The sequence below is a fragment of the Arenimonas composti TR7-09 = DSM 18010 genome (assembly GCF_000426365.1).
GTDB lineage: Bacteria > Pseudomonadota > Gammaproteobacteria > Xanthomonadales > Xanthomonadaceae > Arenimonas > Arenimonas composti.
This window is the reverse complement of record NZ_AUFF01000010.1, coordinates 26,760-44,440: the sequence shown is the minus strand read 5'-3', so window position 1 is coordinate 44,440 and position 17,681 is coordinate 26,760. Positions and strand designations below refer to the sequence as shown.

General features: G+C 69.7%; 15 protein-coding genes. 8 read left to right on the top strand and 7 right to left on the bottom strand.

Translation table 11 applies throughout. The annotated features are described in order from the left end of the window. Position 1 precedes the first annotated feature (1 nt). On the top strand, positions 2–3,319 hold the full coding sequence (locus tag K311_RS0111865; RefSeq protein ID WP_026817494.1) for a type I restriction endonuclease subunit R: 3,318 nt from the start codon (positions 2–4) through the stop codon (positions 3,317–3,319). Between the two features lie 4 nt (positions 3,320–3,323). Beyond that, positions 3,324–4,037: a M48 family metallopeptidase gene (locus tag K311_RS0111860; protein WP_026817493.1), complete on the top strand. Its 714-nt coding sequence runs from the start codon at positions 3,324–3,326 to the stop codon at positions 4,035–4,037. An 18-nt stretch (positions 4,038–4,055) separates the two neighbouring features. On the opposite strand, the gene K311_RS16740 is transcribed toward K311_RS0111860, so the two are convergent. From K311_RS16740 to K311_RS0111825, 7 genes are all read right to left on the bottom strand, one after another. Continuing rightward, complete coding sequence (locus K311_RS16740; RefSeq protein WP_051240067.1) at positions 4,056–6,251, bottom strand: TonB-dependent receptor family protein; 2,196 nt, start codon at positions 6,249–6,251, stop codon at positions 4,056–4,058. Positions 6,252–6,734: 483 nt separating this feature from the next. Continuing rightward, positions 6,735–7,676, bottom strand: coding sequence for an RHS repeat-associated core domain-containing protein (locus K311_RS18180; protein WP_245570661.1), 942 nt, complete (start codon positions 7,674–7,676; stop codon positions 6,735–6,737). 76 nt (positions 7,677–7,752) lie between these two features. Further along, positions 7,753–8,052 carry a hypothetical protein gene (locus K311_RS0111845; protein WP_026817492.1) on the bottom strand — a complete coding sequence of 100 codons (300 nt, stop codon included), beginning with the start codon at positions 8,050–8,052 and terminating at the stop codon, positions 7,753–7,755. Between the two features lie 48 nt (positions 8,053–8,100). Continuing rightward, a complete protein-coding gene (locus K311_RS0111840; protein WP_026817491.1) occupies positions 8,101–8,628 on the bottom strand; it encodes a hypothetical protein in 528 nt (175 codons plus the stop codon). Positions 8,629–8,862: 234 nt separating this feature from the next. Then, the gene (locus K311_RS0111835) at positions 8,863–10,119 is read right to left on the bottom strand and encodes a phospholipase D-like domain-containing protein (protein WP_043797223.1); all 1,257 of its coding nucleotides are present in this window, start codon (positions 10,117–10,119) and stop codon (positions 8,863–8,865) included. Positions 10,120–10,205: 86 nt separating this feature from the next. Further along, the gene (locus tag K311_RS0111830) at positions 10,206–10,691 is read right to left on the bottom strand and encodes an SRPBCC family protein (protein WP_026817489.1); all 486 of its coding nucleotides are present in this window, start codon (positions 10,689–10,691) and stop codon (positions 10,206–10,208) included. A gap of 72 nt (positions 10,692–10,763) precedes the next feature. Next, positions 10,764–11,495 carry a helix-turn-helix domain-containing protein gene (locus K311_RS0111825; protein ID WP_026817488.1) on the bottom strand — a complete coding sequence of 244 codons (732 nt, stop codon included), beginning with the start codon at positions 11,493–11,495 and terminating at the stop codon, positions 10,764–10,766. 141 nt (positions 11,496–11,636) lie between these two features. Here K311_RS0111825 and K311_RS0111820 point away from each other — a divergent pair, with 141 nt between their 5' ends. The 6 genes from K311_RS0111820 (at position 11,637) to K311_RS0111795 (ending at position 17,679) form a co-directional block, all read left to right on the top strand. Next, positions 11,637–12,644, top strand: a complete 1,008-nt coding sequence (locus K311_RS0111820; RefSeq protein WP_026817487.1) for a beta-ketoacyl-ACP synthase 3 — start codon at positions 11,637–11,639, stop codon at positions 12,642–12,644. After that, positions 12,641–13,681: an NAD-dependent epimerase/dehydratase family protein gene (locus tag K311_RS0111815; RefSeq protein ID WP_026817486.1), complete on the top strand. Its 1,041-nt coding sequence runs from the start codon at positions 12,641–12,643 to the stop codon at positions 13,679–13,681. Before K311_RS0111820 ends, K311_RS0111815 begins: the two co-directional genes overlap by 4 nt. Further along, a complete protein-coding gene (locus K311_RS0111810; protein WP_026817485.1) occupies positions 13,678–14,520 on the top strand; it encodes an MBL fold metallo-hydrolase in 843 nt (280 codons plus the stop codon). The genes K311_RS0111815 and K311_RS0111810 overlap by 4 nt, the downstream gene beginning before the upstream one ends. Continuing rightward, entirely contained in the window at positions 14,520–15,686 is a 1,167-nt protein-coding gene (locus K311_RS0111805) for an ATP-grasp domain-containing protein (protein WP_026817484.1), read from the top strand. Before K311_RS0111810 ends, K311_RS0111805 begins: the two co-directional genes overlap by 1 nt. Beyond that, a complete protein-coding gene (locus K311_RS0111800) occupies positions 15,683–16,777 on the top strand; it encodes a hypothetical protein (protein WP_026817483.1) in 1,095 nt (364 codons plus the stop codon). The genes K311_RS0111805 and K311_RS0111800 overlap by 4 nt, the downstream gene beginning before the upstream one ends. 65 nt (positions 16,778–16,842) lie before the next feature. Beyond that, the gene (locus K311_RS0111795) at positions 16,843–17,679 is read left to right on the top strand and encodes a lytic transglycosylase domain-containing protein (protein ID WP_425476586.1); all 837 of its coding nucleotides are present in this window, start codon (positions 16,843–16,845) and stop codon (positions 17,677–17,679) included. Positions 17,680–17,681: the final 2 nt, after the last annotated feature.

Below are 17,681 nucleotides of genomic sequence, written 5' to 3'. Positions count from 1 at the left end.
GATGGATTGGGAGCTTGATGACGTTGAACACCCGCTCGTAGCGCAGCTTGAGGGGCTGGGCTGGTCATACGTTGAGGGCAGCCTGGACGACCCGAAGGTAACGGGACGCGCCAGCTTCTCGGAAGTGATCCAGGAGGGCGTGCTGCGCGAGCGGCTGCGGGCTTTGAACGCCGGCCCGGACGGCCGGCCCTGGCTGGACGATGCACGCCTGTCGGAAGCCGTGGCCGCCATCACCCGGCTCGGTACGCACAAGCTGATGGAGGCCAACCAGAAGGCCACCGAGTTGCTGATCAAGGGCCTGACGGTCGAGGGCCTGCCGGGCTGGGATGGCGGGCGCGGCCAGACGATCCGCTACTTCGACTGGGATACGCCGGCTAGCAACCGCTTCACCGTCGTCAACCAGTACCGCGTCGATTGCCCGCCCGGCTACAACAGCGGCAAGGCCTTCATCGTGCCCGACCTGGTGCTGCTGGTGAACGGCATCCCGCTGGTGGTGGTGGAGTGCAAGAGCCCATCCATCCCCGAGCCGCTGGCCGAGGCCGTGGACCAGCTGCGCCGCTACAGCAATCAGCGCAAGGCCGCCTTCGAGATCGAAGACAACGAGGGCAACGAGGCGATCTTCGCCACCAATCAGCTGCTGATCGCGACGAGTTTCGATGAAGCGCGCGTGGGCAGCATCGGTGCGGCCTTCGAGCACTATGCGCAGTGGAAGACCGTCGTCGGGCCTGATGGCTCAGGCAGCGAGATCGAGGTGGCGCAGAGGCTGGGCAAGTCCAGCCTGTCGGAGCAGGAACGGCTGGTCGCCGGCCTGCTGGCTCCGGCACATCTGCTGGACGTGATCAAGAACTTCCTGCTGTTCATGCAGGTGGGCGGCCAGACCATCAAGTCGGTCTGTCGTTACCAGCAGTACCGGGCGGTCAACCGCGCCATCGCCCGGCTCAAGACCGGCAAGACGCGCCTGCAGCATGGCGAACATGACCAGCGCGGCGGCATCATCTGGCACACTCAGGGCTCGGGCAAGAGCCTGACGATGGTGTTCCTGGTGCGCAAGATGCGCGCAGACGCGCAGCTGCGGCGCTTCAAGGTCATCGTCGTCACCGACCGCAAGGACCTGCAGAACCAGCTCTCCGTGACCGCCACGCTTACCGGCGAGGTGGTGGAGGTGGCCGAAAGCACGGCGGGCGTGAAGGCGCTGGCGCGGCGCAATGGTCCGGGGCTGATCTTCGCCACTATCCAGAAGTACCGCGACGGCGACACGGTGGGCGACGCTCCCCTGACGGCCGACGATCTGCCCAAAGTGAAGGAGCCAAAGGCCGGCTACAAGGCCGGTGAACAGTTCGAAGTGCTGAACGAGGACGACAGCATCCTGGTGCTGGTCGACGAAGCGCACCGCACCCAGTCCGGCGACCTCCACGCCAACCTGCTGGCCGGGCTGCCCAACTGCGCGCGCATCGGGTTTACCGGCACGCCGATCATCATGGGCGAGAAGAAGCGCACCCATGAGATCTTCGGCGAGTTCATCGACCGCTACACGATCAAGGAGGCCGAGGCCGACGGCGCGACGGTGCCCGTGCTCTACGAAGGGCGCACCGCCCAAGGCGCCATCAAGGACGGCGCCAGCCTGGACGAACTGTTCGAGGACCTGTTCCGCCAGCGCACGCCCGAGGAACTGGAGGCGATCAAGCAGAAGTACGCCACCAAGGGCCATATCTTCGACGCTCCGGCGCTGATTGCCGACAAGGCGCGCGACATGCTGCGCCACTACGTGACCAACATCCTGCCCAATGGCTACAAGGCGCAGGTGGTGGCCTACAGCCGGCTGGCGGCGATCCGTTACTTCGCTGCGCTGAAGACCGCTCGCGACGAGCTGCTGGCCGAGGCCGATGCCCTCAGCCCGGAGGATAAGGCGCTGGACGACGAGGCGTTATGCCAGCGCCCTCCCAGGGCCCAGGCCTTGGTGCAGGCCTGGCGCTACCGCGACACGCTGGCGCGCCTCGAGTTCGCGCCCATCATCTCGGGCAGCAACAACGACGATCCGGGATGGAAAGCCTGGACCGACGGCGCTGTGCACGAGCAACTGATCAAGCGCTTCAAGAAGCCGCTGTTCCACGCCGACCCCACGAAGACTGACCCGCTGGCCTTCCTGGTGGTCAAGTCGATGCTTCTCACCGGCTTCGACGCGCCCATCGAAGGCGTGATGTACCTGGATCGGCCGATCCGCGAAGCCGAACTGCTGCAGGCGATCGCACGCGTCAACCGCACCGGCTTCGGCAAGCGATGTGGCATCGTGGTGGACTATTACGGTGTCGCGCAGCACCTGAAGGAAGCCCTCGCTGCCTACGCGGACGAAGACGTGGAAGGCGCGCTGGCCAGCCTGAAGGATGAAATCCCGGTGCTGCGCGACCGGCACCTGCGCGTGGTGGACCTGTTCCGCCAGCGGGGCATCGAGTCGCTGGATGATACCGAGGCCTGCGTCGAGGCGCTGGGCAGCGAGAGGTTGCGGGCCGAGTTCTCGGTCAAGCTCAAAGCCTTTCTGGCATCGCTGGACATCGTGCTGCCGCGCCCTGAGGGCCTGCCGTACTCTGGCGACGCCAAGCGGCTCGCCTACATCTATGCGCGGGCACGCAACCGCTACAAGGACACGCCGGTTCTCGGGAAGGATGTGGGCGCCAAGGTGCGCAAGTTGATAGACGACCACGTGATCTCCCTGGGCATCGACCCGAAGATCCCCCCGATCCAGCTGACCGACGCCGAGTTCGCCAAACACCTCGCGCGCACCGCCAATGACCGCGCGAAAGCCTCGGAGATGGAGCATGCGATCCGCTCGCACATCCGCAAGCATGCTGACGAGGACCCGGTGCTGTACCGCAAGCTCTCCGAGCGGCTGAACGAGATTCTCAAGACCTTGGATGAGCAGTGGAACGAAATCATCGCGCAGCTGCAGAAGATCATCGACGAACTGCGCACCGGCACGGCGGGCGCTGCCGATGCGCCCAGCGACCTGCCGGAACATTGCGCGCCTTTCCTGCGGACGGTGCTGGACGTGGTCTGTGCCGACCAGACCCCGACACCGGAAGAACTCATACGCATCATGGACGTCACCGTCGATCTGGTGGATCTGCTCGTTCAGGAGATCAAGGGGAACCGCGGCGTCTGGAGCCCCAGCAAGCGGGCGGACCAGGACAACTTGAACGGGCAGTTGTTCGAGCACCTGATGCGGCTGCGTCCACCGTTGGTGGACGCCGACAAAGCTGGCGTGCTGGCCGACAAGCTGATGGAGCAGGCCCGCGCGAGCCACGACAAGCTGGTGCAGGTGTGAGCCGATGCTCGCGCGCGTGAAACCTCCCAGCCTCCAGGTGGACGACCTCCACCTCGAACTGCGACGCAGCGCTCGTCGCAGCACGATGCAGATCACCGTAGAGCGCGACGGGAAACTGGTGCTTTCCGCGCCCCTAGGGGTGGACGAAGCCGCGCTGCGTGCATTCGTCATCGAGAAACGCTTCTGGATCTACACCAAACTCGCCGAGAAGCAGCGCCTACAACACCAGGTGCCACGCAAGGAGTTCGTCGGCGGGGAGGGGTTCCTGTATCTCGGGCGCAGCCATCGGCTCAAATTGGTGGACGAGCAGGAAGGGCCGCTGAAGCTGACGGCGGGCCGCTTCTGCTTGCGCCGGGATGCCCTGCCAGCCGCGCGCGAGCACTTCATCCGCTGGTACAGCGAGCGAGCCAAGTCGTGGTTGTCGAACCGCGTGGCCGACTACCGGTCGCGCATGGAGGTGTCCCCGGCCGGCGTGAAGGTGCAGGACCTGGGCTACCGCTGGGGCTCGTGCGGAAAGGGCGACTGGCTGTGGTTCCACTGGAAGACGATCCTGTTGCCGGCGCGCATCGCGGAGTACGTGGTCGTGCACGAGATCGCGCATCTGCACGAGCCCCACCATACGCAAGCCTTCTGGCTGCGCGTGGAGCGGGCCATGCCTGACTACGTACAGCGCAAGGCTTGGCTCGCGGAGCACGGCATGGTTGTGGAAGGCTTGTAGTCGTCGCGATGCTGCGAGTCACCAGACCGCGCTGAACCCCACCTGCCACGTCCGACCCGGCGCCGGCTCGTAAAACCGCCCGTTGCCGTCGTTGACGATCACCGAGCCGACGACGTCGCGGTCGAGCAGGTTGTCGATGCGCGCGAACAGCCGCCAGACGGGCTGGCCGTCGCCGTCGCGTCGGCCGAAGCGGTGCTCGACGCCCATCCCGAACAGCGCATGCCCCGCGGCGAAAGCGCCGGGGTCGCCGTCGCTGGCGGCGATCGCGCTGGTGGCGCGGCCTTCGAGCAGCACGTCGGTGCGCGCGTCCGGCGACCAGCGCAGTTCGGCCCAGCCGGTGTGGCGGGCGAGGCCGGGGATGCGCGCGCCGGCGCGGATCAGCAGGGTGTCGCCGCCCGTGCACGGCGGTGTGGCGCAGGTGGCGAAATCGCGTTGGTGGCGGGCGTCGAGGAAGGTGTACGACGCGGCGAAGCGCCACGCCGGCGCCAGTTCCGCTTCGAAGGCCGCCTCGACGCCGCGGCGGCGCGACAGGCCGGCGTTGTCGAAGTAGCTGCGCCCGCCCTGGTTGGCGACGACCACCAGTTCGTCGCGGGTGCGCGCCTGGAACAGCGCGATCGTCGCGTCGGCGCGCGCGCCGCGCCAGCGCAGGCCGGCCTCGGCGTGCACGCTGCGGGCCGGGCGCAGCGCGATGTTCAGGCCGCTGCCGCCGTCGCGGCGGTAGGCGAGTTCGGCGAACGTCGGCGTCTCGAAGCCGGTGCCGGCGTTCGCGTACACGGCCCAGGCGTCGTCGGCGCGCCACAGCACGCCGAGCACCGGCGTCGCGCGCGTGTAGCCGACGCCGCCGCTGTCGTCGGGATTGCCGGGCGCGACGAAGTGGTCGCGCGAGGCGAAGCGCACGCGGCTGTGGCGCAGGCCGGCGTTGATCCGCCAGCGTTCGCCCGGGCGCCAGTCGGCCTGGGCGTAGACGTCGTCGCTGGTGACGCGATTGTCCTCGTCGCGGCGCAGGCGGCCGACGACGCCGAGGCGGGCGCCGTCGAAGTTCTCGAAGCCGCGGCGGCGTTCGGACGCGACTTCGCGGCTGGCGCCGAGGGTCAGCGTGGCGGCGTCGCCATGCCACTGCCAGCGTGCGTCGGCGCCGTGGTAGTCGCGGTCGAGGTCGATGACGCCGCCGCCGTGCGATGGCGCGCCCTGCGCCGCGGCCGGCACCGTGAGCATCTGCCACGTCGCGCGGCGGCCGCGCCACGCGACGGCCTCGAACGCCTGCGTCTCGCCCACCGGCCATTCGAGGCGCGTCCCGAGCTGTTCCTGCGCCACCGTCTTGCGCGCGTCGAACAGCAGCGAATTCGGACTCGCGGCGCGGCGGTCGAGCGCGAGTTCGGTGGCGGTCAGGCCCTGCGGATCGTCGGCGCGCAGGTCGAGCGTGTTGAGCAGCAGCGTGTAGCGACCGCGGCCGAGCGCGCCGCGCAGCTGCGCCTGGCCGGTGTCGCGGCGCCACGCGCTGTGGTCGCGGAAGCCGTCGCCGGCGGCGCGTGCGGCGTCGACGCGCAGGCCGTGGCGCGGGTCACCGGCGGCCGTGTCGTCATCGCGGATTCCGCCGACTGGCCCACGCCACGACGCCGACAGCCGCCACTGCCCGTCGCTGCCGACCAGCGCGCCGGCCTCGAATTCCGCCGCGGCCGGCGGCGGCGCGCTGAACACCGCGAGCACGCCGCCCGACGCGTTGCCGTACAGCGCCGAGAACGGCCCGCGCAGCACCTCGATCCGCTGCGCCGCTTCGAGCGCGAAATGCGACACCTGCCCCTGCCCGTCCGGCATCGTCGCCGGGATGCCGTCGGCGTACAGGCGCACGCCGCGCACACCGAACGTCGCCCGCGCGCCGAAGCCGCGGATCGACAGCTGCAGGTCCTGCGCCTGGTTCTGGCGGTCGCGCACGACCAGGCCCGGCACGCGCGGCAGCGCTTCGGCGAGGCTGAGCGCGGGACGGGCGAGCGTGAGGTCGGCGGCGTCGACGACGTCGATCGAGGCGGGGACGTCGGCGCGGATGACTTCGTCGCGGGTGGCGGTGACGACGACGGGATCCAGAACGGGTGCGGTTCCGCGGCCGCCCGGCGTTGCGGCCGCCGCGGTCGTGGGCGTTGCGGCGAAGAGCAGCGTCGTGAGCAGCGGCCAGCACGGGCACGCGGCGGGAGCTCGCCGCGGAAGTTTCGCTGTCACTTCGCATCCCCCGGCTGGATCGTTCGGCGAGCCTAGATTTGAGAGTGTGCGCGCGCAGTCAACAACGGATCATGTTGGTCAATAGCGATGCCCGATTCGCATCGAGCCTCCGACCTTTCCCAGGCAGTCGTTCCCGTGATCAAAGGCGGGGTTGGCGTGAACAGGCCTTGGTAACGCTGCCACCTCCCTAGCGCCTGTTGTTCCGAGATAGATAGCAACCTACGAGAAGCACCACGATGAGGGATTGAAGCCGCAGCAACTGAATCATTGTCCTCGTGACATCGGCGACAACCCAGCCGGACTCCGGGTCGGCGGACACCCACGCTCCTCGTGGGGCGATAGCTCCCAACGAGTACACAATCAGCGCCAATCCAAGCAGGGCCAAAATCGCAACCGTCCGTCTGCGAGATTCGCGCGTCGCCATACCAAACACGCCCACAACGACGATCAGTGCGCAGATAGTCCAAAAGGAAGCAGAGGTCATTACTCGCATCCACATCCAATGCTGCGATCGTTCCAAATCTCGGACATTGCCCTTTCCGCTCCATCGTGAATGTCTGCGGCGCTGTCCATGTCCCAGTTCCATTCCGCTCCGTTCTCTGGCCCTACAAGGATCAGATACTCGGCGCCTTGAACGGCCGCGCCGCCTGCATGCATCAATCCAACCGCGACCCAACCAGAACTATGATAGGCCGCACTATACCCTGCAATATAGTTTCCGAACTGCGCCGAGTTGAGCGTATGCCCATCGACGATGAATGTGTCGCCGTCAGGTCCATTCCGACCTTTGAAGTCCAAGATTCCCAACGGAAAGTGATTGATGAGTAGCGCAACAAAGCCGAGAGGAACGCGAGCGCTGACCCTTGCATAAGCAAGGATTTCATTGGTTTCGCATTCGCTGTGAGCTTTCAGTCCAAGTGGATCGACCTTGCTGATCGGATTGCCCAAGGCATAAGCATAGGTATTCGCACCTCCGCCGATGCCGATCGGATCACTTTCTAGATATCGACCCACTCCAGCATCGTAGTCGCGGAAAACGTTGTACCAGCTGCCAGCCTCCGCATCGTACCGCTGCCCCGGGAACCCGATGTCGAGTCCACCGATCGTGTCCACCGTGACACGCCGATCCCACGCGAGGTTGTGCGCGCGCCAGACCACCACCTTCGCCGCATTCGTGACGGCTTCCGGCCGGCCGAGGTGATCGCCATGCACCGAATAGACCTGGCCGCCGCGGATCAGGCCGACCAGCTGCCCTTCGTTCCAGACGTAGATGGTGTCCAGCGTCGTCGAGCCGGGGTTCGTGTCGGCGAGCAGCACGCCGCCGGGGGAATACAGCGACCGCGTGGTCTGCGCCGGCGCGGCGCGGTTCTTCGTGGCGCGGTAGCCGAATGCGTTGTAGCCGTAGTCCCACGTGCCGGCGGGCAACGTGACGGTGGCGCCGTTGGGCTGTGCGTAGGTCTGCGAGGTTCGCCGATTTCGACACTGGCAAGACGACGAGTGCTCATGTTTCCACAGCCCGGCGCCTGACCGCTTTCCACAGTGACCCGAAAAGTAGAATCAAACCGACGCCCGCGAATATCAGAAGCAGATGGAGATCCACAGTTTCCGGAAGCGCCCCGAGCGCGATTGAGTAGGCCTCCGTATTTCCGACCGATGTCGCGTGCATGCCGTACCCCCTCAAGACCTTGTAGATGTACGAGATGCGAACAGCGCTGACTGCGGCGACAGCAATTCCCAACCCACAGCCCAAGCGGCAGATCCACTCGAGAAGCCGAATATTCATCGTCAGGAACGAATTCATGCGATCTCACCTTCTCCACGATCACGGCAGCGCAACGGCATCGGCGACCTACAGATCGGACTTCTTCGCCATTCGGAGAACCCCTCCTGTCGCCGACGAGTCCGCCGTGAACCGGCAGATCAGTGGTTTACCAAGGTGCGCTCGTTCGATGTCGAATGTCGCGAGATTCACCCCCTCCCCAAGACTGTCGAAAATTCTGGTGTCGGTTGAAACAGGGGCGAGCTCCCTGCCGTCGATCGCGCAGACAAGACCACTTGTCTCAGGAACAGGGCCCGCCTCGATGTTCAGGACCACTCCATGCAGCCCCGGATAGATCGGCGTCGCGCTGACGACGACCTCCTCACCGGCTTGCAGGTCCATCCTTCGTTCGAAGATCGGAGCGTAATAGTCCTTCGGCTTGCAGCACAGCACAACCATCGTCCTGCAAGCCGGACAGAAGTCCGTCTCGAGCGCAGCGTCGCGGATGACGAGGAATACCCCGGGGACGACGATCAGCAGGAGGACCGAACCGACCAGGAACGCCCGCTTCGCGCTTCTTTCTTCCGGTCGTCTCGGCATACCGGGGACCAGACTCATTCCTGCAGCCCAGTCGGAAAGCGCGTCAGCGACAACGGATCACCGGCCGCATTGCCGCGCTTGCGCGCCGGTGAGCCGTTCCAGTTCCAGTCGCAAGGGCTCCACCGCTGACCCTTCTTTCCCCGTTGCGAGCCTGCGGCCAGAAGAAACAACGCACCGGGGAAGGCTCGCGCGAACCTGCACATGACTCTATCGCTCCCTCCGGAGCAGAGCGTCTGCCGGTACCCTACGGCGCTACAGCTGCGACCGCAACGGCATCACCACCGACTCCATGAACTTCTCCTTCCACGGCCGCTCGAGCCACATCTGGTGGTCGTACTTCTTGGCGTGGCGGATGTCTTCCTCGAACACCGCGGTCATGTGCGCGGCGAAGGCCTCGTCGTAGACGTTGAGGCTGGCCTCGTCGTTGAGGCTGAAGCTGCGCATGTCGAAGTTGGTCGAGCCGACCGAGACCATGTAGCCGTCGGCGATCATCGACTTCACGTGCATCATCGTCGGCTCGTATTCGTAGATCTCGGCGCCCTCGCGCAGCAGCTCGCCCCACAGGCGCTTGCTGGCGATGCGCACGGTCTCCGAATCGATGTGCTCGCCCGGCACCAGCACGCGCACGCGCACGCCGCGGCGCAGCGCCGAGCGCAGCGCCTGCACCGCGAGCTCGTCGGGAACGAAATACGACGCGTGCATGTCGATGGTGCGGCGGCTGGCGGCGATCGCCATGAGATACATGAGGTGCATGCTCTCGCCGCCGCCGGACGGCGAGCTGATGAACAGGTGCGCGTCCATGTCGCCGGCGCGCTGCAGCGGCGGGAAGTAGTCCTCGCCGTTGAGCACCTCGCCGGTGACCTTGATCCAGTTGTCGTTGAAGGCCGCCTGCATCTGCGCGACCACCGGGCCGCGCACGCGGAAGTGCATGTCGCGCCAGTGGTCGGGGTCCTCGGCATGGCCGCTCCAGACGTCGGCGATGCCGACCCCGCCGGTGAAGCCGACCGCGCCGTCGACGATCAGCAGCTTGCGGTGGGTGCGGTGGTTGAGGCGGCCGAGGTTGTACCAGCGCAGCGGCCGGTACAGCTCGACGTGCGCACCGGCGTCGACCATCTGGTCGAGCAGCGCATTCTCCATCTTCATGCCGCCGACCCAGTCGATGATCACGTTGACGCGCACCCCGGCGCGCGCACGTTCCGACAGCGCATCGGCGAACTGCTGGCCGACGTCGCCGGACCAGTAGATGTAGGTCTCGAAGTTGATCGTCTTTTCGGCGGCGGCGATCGCCTCGAGCATCGGCGGGAAGATCTCGTCGCCATTGTCGTAGGCATCGACGTGGTTGCCGCCGGTGATGCTGGGGCCGAGCATCACCCCCATCTCGCGGCGGAACTGCGGCTCGTGCACCGTGTACTGGTGCGCCAGGGTGTGTTCGACCGCCTTCTCGCTGCGACTGAAATTGGCCAGCAGCGTCACCGCGAGCACGGTGAGCACGACCGTGATCGCGATCATCTTGAGCCTTCGTCGGGTCCGGGGTTCCATGCCGGCGGCAGCCTGCCAGCGGCGGCGTGACGGCCCCGTAAGCCGTCAGGGCGGGCTCAGGTGGCCTTCGCCGCCGCCGGCGCGACCAGCGCGCGCTGCATGTTCTTCAGGCACCGGTGCATCGCCCGCCGCATCAGCACGTGCACGATGATCGACGACAGCGGCGCCAGCCAGCGCTTGTTGAGCGAGAACTCGAACGCCCAGACCACCCGGCAGCCGAGCTCGTGGCCGGCGAAGGTCCACATCGATTCACCCTTGTTGATGAACCAGGACATCGGCGGCCGGAAACCGGTGAGGGTGTAACCATGCCGCACCGGCGGATCGTGTTCGGTGACGCGCTCGGTGAGGATCACGCCGTCGGCGCTGTGCACGCGCCGCTGCGAACCGACCGCCAGTGGCGAATGCAGGCGGATGCCGATGATCCCGGGGATCGGCCCGAAACCGGTGAAGAAGGTCGGGAAACGATCGGGGTCGGTCGCCATGCCGAACGCGACTTCGGGCGTGCACGGGAGGCTGCGTTCGGCGGTCACGGTCAGGTGCATGCGGCGATTTTCGCTGCGCCGCGCGCGCACTGTCCATCGCCGCGAAACCGTACGCCCCCGTCCGGAAAGACCTCAGCGACGCAGCGCCGTGAACTCCGAGAACTCCCACTGCCGCAGCGCCAGCACCGCGCTGCAACCGTCGCGCGCGGCCAGCGGCAGGCGCCCATCGCGCCGCGCCAGTTCCTCGAACTCCTGCACCAGCCGCTGCAGCGATGCGGCCACGTGCTGGCGCGAGGCTTCCGACAGCAGGCCGGCGATGAAGTGGAATCCCTCGCCGGCGCCTTCGAAACCGCCGCCGAGGAATTCCGGCACCACCCGGCGCAGGAAATACTCCTGCACCGGCCCGTCCTTGCGCCAGGCGAAGTTGCGCGCGGTGAGTTTCTGCACCCGGTACGGCGGCCGGTAATCGACGATGCGCAGCTGGTCCAGGCGCAGCAGCAGGTTGACGAGGTCGTTCTCGTCGAAGCGGTAGGTCGCGACGATCTCGGCGAACTTCCAGTCGTTGACCAGCAGGTAGGCGGCCAGCAGCAGCTTCGGGTCGGAGACCAGCGCGGCTTCCTGTTCGGCGCTGAGCTGGGTCAGCACCGGCGGGCCGTCGTGTTCGCCGCTGCATAGGTCCGCCAGGGTGACACCGAGCACGTCGCAGATGCGGTCGAGCCGGCTGAGCGGGAAATCGCCGCGGCTCAGGTCGCGCTTCACGGTCGGTTCGCTGACGCCGAGCTGCGCCGCGAGTTCGCGGTAGGTCATGCCGCGCGCGCGCAGGCGGGCGCGGATCGCTTCCAGGAGCAGTTTCGATTGGGCCATGGCGCCTCCTCCCCGAACGCGCGCAGGGTATCAGCGACTGCTACCGCTCCGGTCGCCGCGCGCAACACCCGCGAACGGGCCTTGCCGCTGCGGCGCCGCTCCGCGCAGGCTTCGCAGCCACGCTTTCCCCCAGGTTCTCCGATGTCTGCACGCCCGCTGCCGCTGCGCATCCTCGGAACCGGCGAGTACCGGCCGGTCCGCATCCTCGACTCGCGCGAATTCGACGCCCGCTGGGGCCGCAGCGAGGGCTGGACCCGGCGCCATGCCGGCGTCGCCAGCCGCCGCGTCGCCGGCCCGGACGAGGCGGCCTCGGCGATGGCCGCCGCCGCCGCGCGGGTGGCGCTGGATCGGGCCGGACTCGCAGCCTCCGAACTGGACGCCGTGCTGTGCGCGAACAGTGTCGGCGAGCAGGCCATTCCCTGCACCGCCGCCCTGGTGCACCGCCGGCTCGGCCTGCAGGACAGCGGCATCACGGCCTATGACGTCAATGCCACCTGCCTCGGCTTCCTGGTCGCGCTGGACCACGCGGCGCTGGCGATCGCCGCCGGGCGCTGGAAGCGCGTGCTGATCGTCGCGGCCGAGGTGGCCTCCGCCGGCCTCGACCCCGACGACCCCGACACCGCACCGCTGTTCGGCGACGGCGCCGCCGCGGTGGTGGTCGACGGCGGCGACGGCGACGGCGCCCCGGCGCTGCTGGCGGCCCGCCTGGAGACGTATTCGGCCGGCGCCGACTTCTGCCAGGTCGAATCCGGCGGCACCCGCATCCGCATCCACGAGGATCCGGAGGCCTATGTCGCCGGCGCCCGCTTCCGCATGCAGGGCAAGGCCACCTACCGGATGGCGGCGCGGCTGCTGCCCGGTTTCCTCGAGCGGCTCTTCGGCGACGCCGGCTGCGCGCTGCAGGATCTCGCCGCCTTCGTGCCGCACCAGGCGAGCGCCAAGGCGCTGGCCCACCTGGAAGTCGCGCTCGGGCTGCCGGCGACGAAGCTGGTGCGGGTGCTCGAGGACCGCGGCAACCAGATGGCGGCCTCGCTGCCGGTGGCGCTGAATGCGGCGGTCGAACAGGGCCGGCTGCAGCGCGGCGACTTGGTCGCCCTGGTCGGTTCCGGCGCCGGCCTGAGCTTCGGCGGCGCGGTGCTGCGCTGGTGACAAGGATCCTCGTCACCGGCGCGAGCGGCCTGATCGGCTGGCATGCAGCGCTGGCGCTGGCGGCGCGTGGGCATGCGGTGCGCGCGAACGGTCGCGATGCGGCGGCGCTGGCGCGGCTGCGTGCGCTCGCGGCGACGGCCTCCGCGGATGGCGGGCGCGGGCGCAGCGGCCGGCTGGACACCGTCGCGGCCGATCTCGCCGAGGCGCCGCTCGATCTGCTGCTCGCCGGAGTCGGCACCGTCGTGCACTGCGCCGCGCGTTCGTCGCCGTGGGGCCCGGCGGCGGCCTTCGAACGCGACAACGTGCACGCGACCCGGCGCCTGCTGGCGGCGGCGCGTGCAGCCGGCGTGCGCCGCTTCGTGCATCTGGGTTCGCCGAGCATCTATTTCCGCTTCGCCGACCAGTTCGACGTCGGCGAGGACTTCCTGCCGCCGCGGCGCTGGATCACCGATTACGCGCGCAGCAAGTGGGAATCGGAACTGGCGGTGCGCGAGGCGGTCGCCGCCGGGCTGCCGGCGCTGGTGCTGCGACCGCGGGCGGTGTTCGGGCCCGGCGACCGCGCGATCCTGCCGCGCATCCTCGCGGTCGCCGCGCGCGGGCGCTTCCCGCTGGTCGGCGGCGGCCGCGCCCGCATCGACGTGAGCTGCGTCGACAACATCGCCGACGCGATCGTCTGCGCGGTCGAGAACGCGGTGCCCACCGACGGCCGCGCCTTCAACCTCAGCAACGGCGCGCCGGTGACGGTGCGCGAACTGCTGGAGATGCTGTTCGCGGCGCTCGCGATGGACGTGCGCCTGCGGCACGTGCCGCGCGCGCTCGCCGTCGCTGCCGCCGGTGTCGCGGAAACCGTCGCGCGCCTGCGCCCGGGCTGCCCGGAGCCGCCGCTGACCCGCTACGGCATCGGCGTGATCGGCTGGTCGCAGACGCTCGACATCTCGCGGGCGCGACGCGAACTCGGCTGGGAACCGCGCATCGACGTGCGCGAAGGCCTGGCCCGTTACGCTGCCGCCTGGCGCGCCGGGGAGACGCCGCGGTGAGCGCGACGCGGCTGCAGTGGAAGATCTACGAAGCCGGTTTCTGCCGGCACCCGGAGCGCGCGACCCGCGCCGGCGCGCCGCTGGCCGCCTGCGAATTCCCGGCCCTGGTGTTCCGGCTGACGCACCCGCGACACGGCCACCTGCTGTTCGACACCGGCTATTCGCGGCACTTCTTCCGCGCCACCGATGGTTTCCCCGAGCGGCTCTACCGTTGGGTGACGCCGGTGCACCTGCGCACCGGCGCGTCCTTCGCCGAACAGCTGCAGCGCGAAGGCATCGCCGCGGGCGACATCGCCTGGGTGCTGCTCTCGCATCTGCACGGCGACCATGTCGGCGGTGTCGGCGATTTCGCGAAGGCGCGCATCGGCCTCGCGCGCGCGGCCTGGGACGAACTGTGCGCGCTCGGGCGGGTCGCGGCGCTGCGCCGCGGGCTGATTCCGCGTCTGCTCGACGAGGATGCGCGGCGCCGGCTGCACTTCTTCGAGGACTGCGCCGCGGCTGCGCTGCCGGCGGCGACGGCCGGCTTCGGGCAGGGACGCGATCTGTTCGGCGACGGCAGCGTCGTGATCGTGCCGCTGCCCGGGCATGCGCGCGGCCACGTCGGCCTGCTGTTCGAGGATGCCGAGGGCCCGGTCCTGCTGGTCGCCGACGCCGCCTGGAGCAGCGCGGCGATCCGCGACAACGTGCCGCCGCCGGCCCTGGTCACCGCCTGGCTCGGCGATACCGCGCGCTATCGCGACACGCTGGCGAAACTGCAGGCGCTGCAGCGCGCACAACCCGCGCTGCGCATCGTGCCCTCGCATTGCCGCGAATGGCGGCCGGCGGCGGCGCCGCGCTGATGCGCACGGTGCTTATCCTCGGCGCGCGCGCGCCGGTCGCGCTCGACCTGGCGCGCCGCTTCGCGGCGGCCGGCTGGCGGGTGATCGCCGCGGACTCGACCGCCTGCGGGCTGAGCGCGCGTTCGCGCGCCGTCGCCGCGACGCTGGCCCTGCCGCCCCCGCGCGAGCAGCCGCTGGCCTGGGCCGCCGCGCTCGCCGCCGGCGTGCGCGAATACGCGGTGGAGCTGGTGATTCCGACCTGCGAGGAAGCCTTCTACCTCGCGCGTTACCGCGAGCGGCTGCCGGACGATGTGCGCGTCGTCGTGGCCGATTTCGCGACGATGCGGCGGCTGCACAGCAAGGTCGACTTCATCGCCACGGCGAGGGAGACCGGCGCCCTGGTCGGCGTCGACGTGCCGGCGACCCGGCGCGTGCACTCGCTCGCCGAGGCGCGCGACTGGGCCGGCGGTGAGCCGCTGGTGCTGAAGCCGGAGTTCTCGCGCTTCGGCGTGCATGTGCGCCTGTATCCGCGCGGCCTGCCGAAGGAGGCACCGGCGCTGCCGGAAGGCGCGTGGGCGGCGCAGCGTTTCCACGCCGGCCGGGAGCTTTGTTCCTACGCGGTCGCCGACCACGGCGTGCTGCGCGCCTGTTCCGCGTATCGGCCGGCCTGGCGACTCGGCGACAGCGCCAGCTTCCATTTCGCGCCGGTGGAGCTGCCGGCGATCCGCGCCTTCACCGCGGCATTCGTCGCGCGCCAGCGCTATACCGGCCAGATCGGCTTCGACTGGATCCAGGCCGCCGACGGCCGGCTGGCGGTGATCGAATGCAATCCGCGTGCGACCAGCGGCCTGCATCTGTTCGCGGCCTGCGATCCGCTGCCGGCGACGCTCGCCGGCGATCACGACGGGCCGGTGCTGGTGCCCGGCCACCGCCGCGCGGCGATGCTCGGCGCGATGATGGCTACGGCCGGGCTGATGCAGGCCTTGCGCTCCGGCCGGGCGCGTGAATGGTGGCGCGACTGGCGGTCGGCCGACGATGTGATCACGCGCGCCGGCGACCGCGGCCCGCTGGCCGGCAGCCTGCACGACCTGCTGGCGTGGCGGCGTCAGGCGAAGGCGCGCGGCGTCGGCCTGCGCGCCGCCGCGACCGGCGACATCGAGTTCAACGGCGAAGCACTGCCCTCGTGAACGACGACGACGCACTCGCCGACTTCGACGCCCGCAGCCGCGCCCTCGTCGCGATCCATGCCGACGGCGTGCGCCCACGCAATCACCACGGCGAACTCGCCCTGCTCGAGGCCGGCGGCGTCGCGCTGCCGGTGGGCGTCGTCGCGGGCGACGGCGGCGAGGCCTGGGTCGCCTCGCCGCGCCGCGCCTACGCCGCTTATGCGCAGGCCGAGACGGAGCGGCATTACCCGCGCGCGGGCCGGCTCTTGGCGCCGGTTTTCGCCGCGCTCGACGCGGCGCTCGCGGCGGCGCGCATCGACACCGCGGTGACGCTGAACCAGTGGCTGCTGTCGACCAACCTGCAGCCACCGCTGCGTCCGCAGCTGCTCGACGCCTGGCTGCAGGCCGCGCGCGAACGCTGGCCGCGGCGGGCGGTGTGGTGGCGCTCGCTCAACGAGGGCGAACACGGCGACTGGATCGCCGCGCTGCGCGAACGCGGCTTCGTCGCACTGGCGAGCCGGCAAGTCTGGCTGGTCGACGATCCCGCGGTCGCGGCGCGTCGCCATGCCGACCTGCGCCGCGACCTGAAGCGGCTGCACGACGGCCGCTACCCGCCGCAGCGCGAGGGTTTCGCCGCCGCCGACTTCGCGCGCGCGGCGGAGCTGTATGCGCTGCTCTATCGCGACAAGTACTCGCGCTTCAATCCCGATTACGACGCGACCTTCCTGCAGCGCTGGCATGCCGCCGGCCTGCTCGAACTGCAGGGCGGCCGCGGCGACGACGGCCGCCTGGCCTGGATCGCCGGCATCTTCCTGCTCGGCGGCGTCGCGACCACGCCGCTGGTCGGCTACGACACCGCGCGGCCGCAGCGCGAGGCGCTGTACCGGCGGCTGACCGCGGCGGTGTTCGCGCGCGCGATCGAGCGCGGCGAGCGGCTGAATCTCAGCGCCGGCGTCGGCCCGTTCAAGCGCACGCGCGGCGGCCGCCCGGCGATCGAGTACAGCCTGGTCGATGCCCGGGCGGCGCCGCGGCGCACGCGGGCGGCGATCGCCGCGCTGGCGGCGGCGACGACGCGGCTGGCGGCGCCGTGGATGCGCCGCGCCGGGCTCTGAGTCGCCGTCCGCCGGGCAAGCGTCGGCTTCGCGGCATCACCACCGCCCGGGCCTAGACTGCCGGCATGGCCCGCTCCGCGAACCGCCGCGAACCCGAGGCGCCGCCAGCCTTGTGCGCCACCGCCCTGGCGCGCCGGCTCGGCGTGGTGCTGCTGATCGCGGCGCCCGGGCCGGCCGCCGCACAAGTCACCGGGGCGGGCGCGCCGGAAGCCACGCGCACCGTCTGGCGCTGCACCGCCGGCGGCACGGTCAGCCTGGCGACCGCGCCGGAGCCCGGTTCGCGCTGCACCGCGATCAGCTTCGACGCCGATGCCGCGAAGCTGCCCGACCTGTGGCAGGTCCCCGGCGCGCAGCGCGGGGTGCTCTACGAATACCGGCGCGAGGACGGCAGCACCTGGCTCAGCACCCGCAAGCTCGACGGCGGTGTGCGGGTGCTGGCCTTCAGCGTGCCCGCGCCGCCGGACTCGCCGGCGCATCGTGGCCGTGCCGATCCGGGACCGCCGCGCTGGGACGTGTTCGCCGGCGAGTTCGCCGCCGCCGCCCGCGCCAGCGGCGTCGACGAGGCCTGGCTGCGCGCGGTCGCCCAGGTCGAGAGCGGCTTCGATGCGCAGGCGGTGTCGCCGAAAGGGGCGATGGGGGTGATGCAGCTGATGCCGGAGACCGCGGCGATGTTCGAGGTCACCGATCCCTTCGACCCGAACCAGTCGATCCTCGCCGGCGCCCTGCACCTGCGCGAACTGCAGCGGCGCTGGCCCGGTGACCTCGCCCGCATCGCCGCCGCCTACAACGCCGGCGCGCCGGCGGTCGAGCAGTACGACGGCGTGCCGCCCTATGCCGAGACCCAGGCCTACGTCGAGACGGTACTGGGCCTGCACGCGCGCTACCGCGAGCGCCGGCGCTGAGC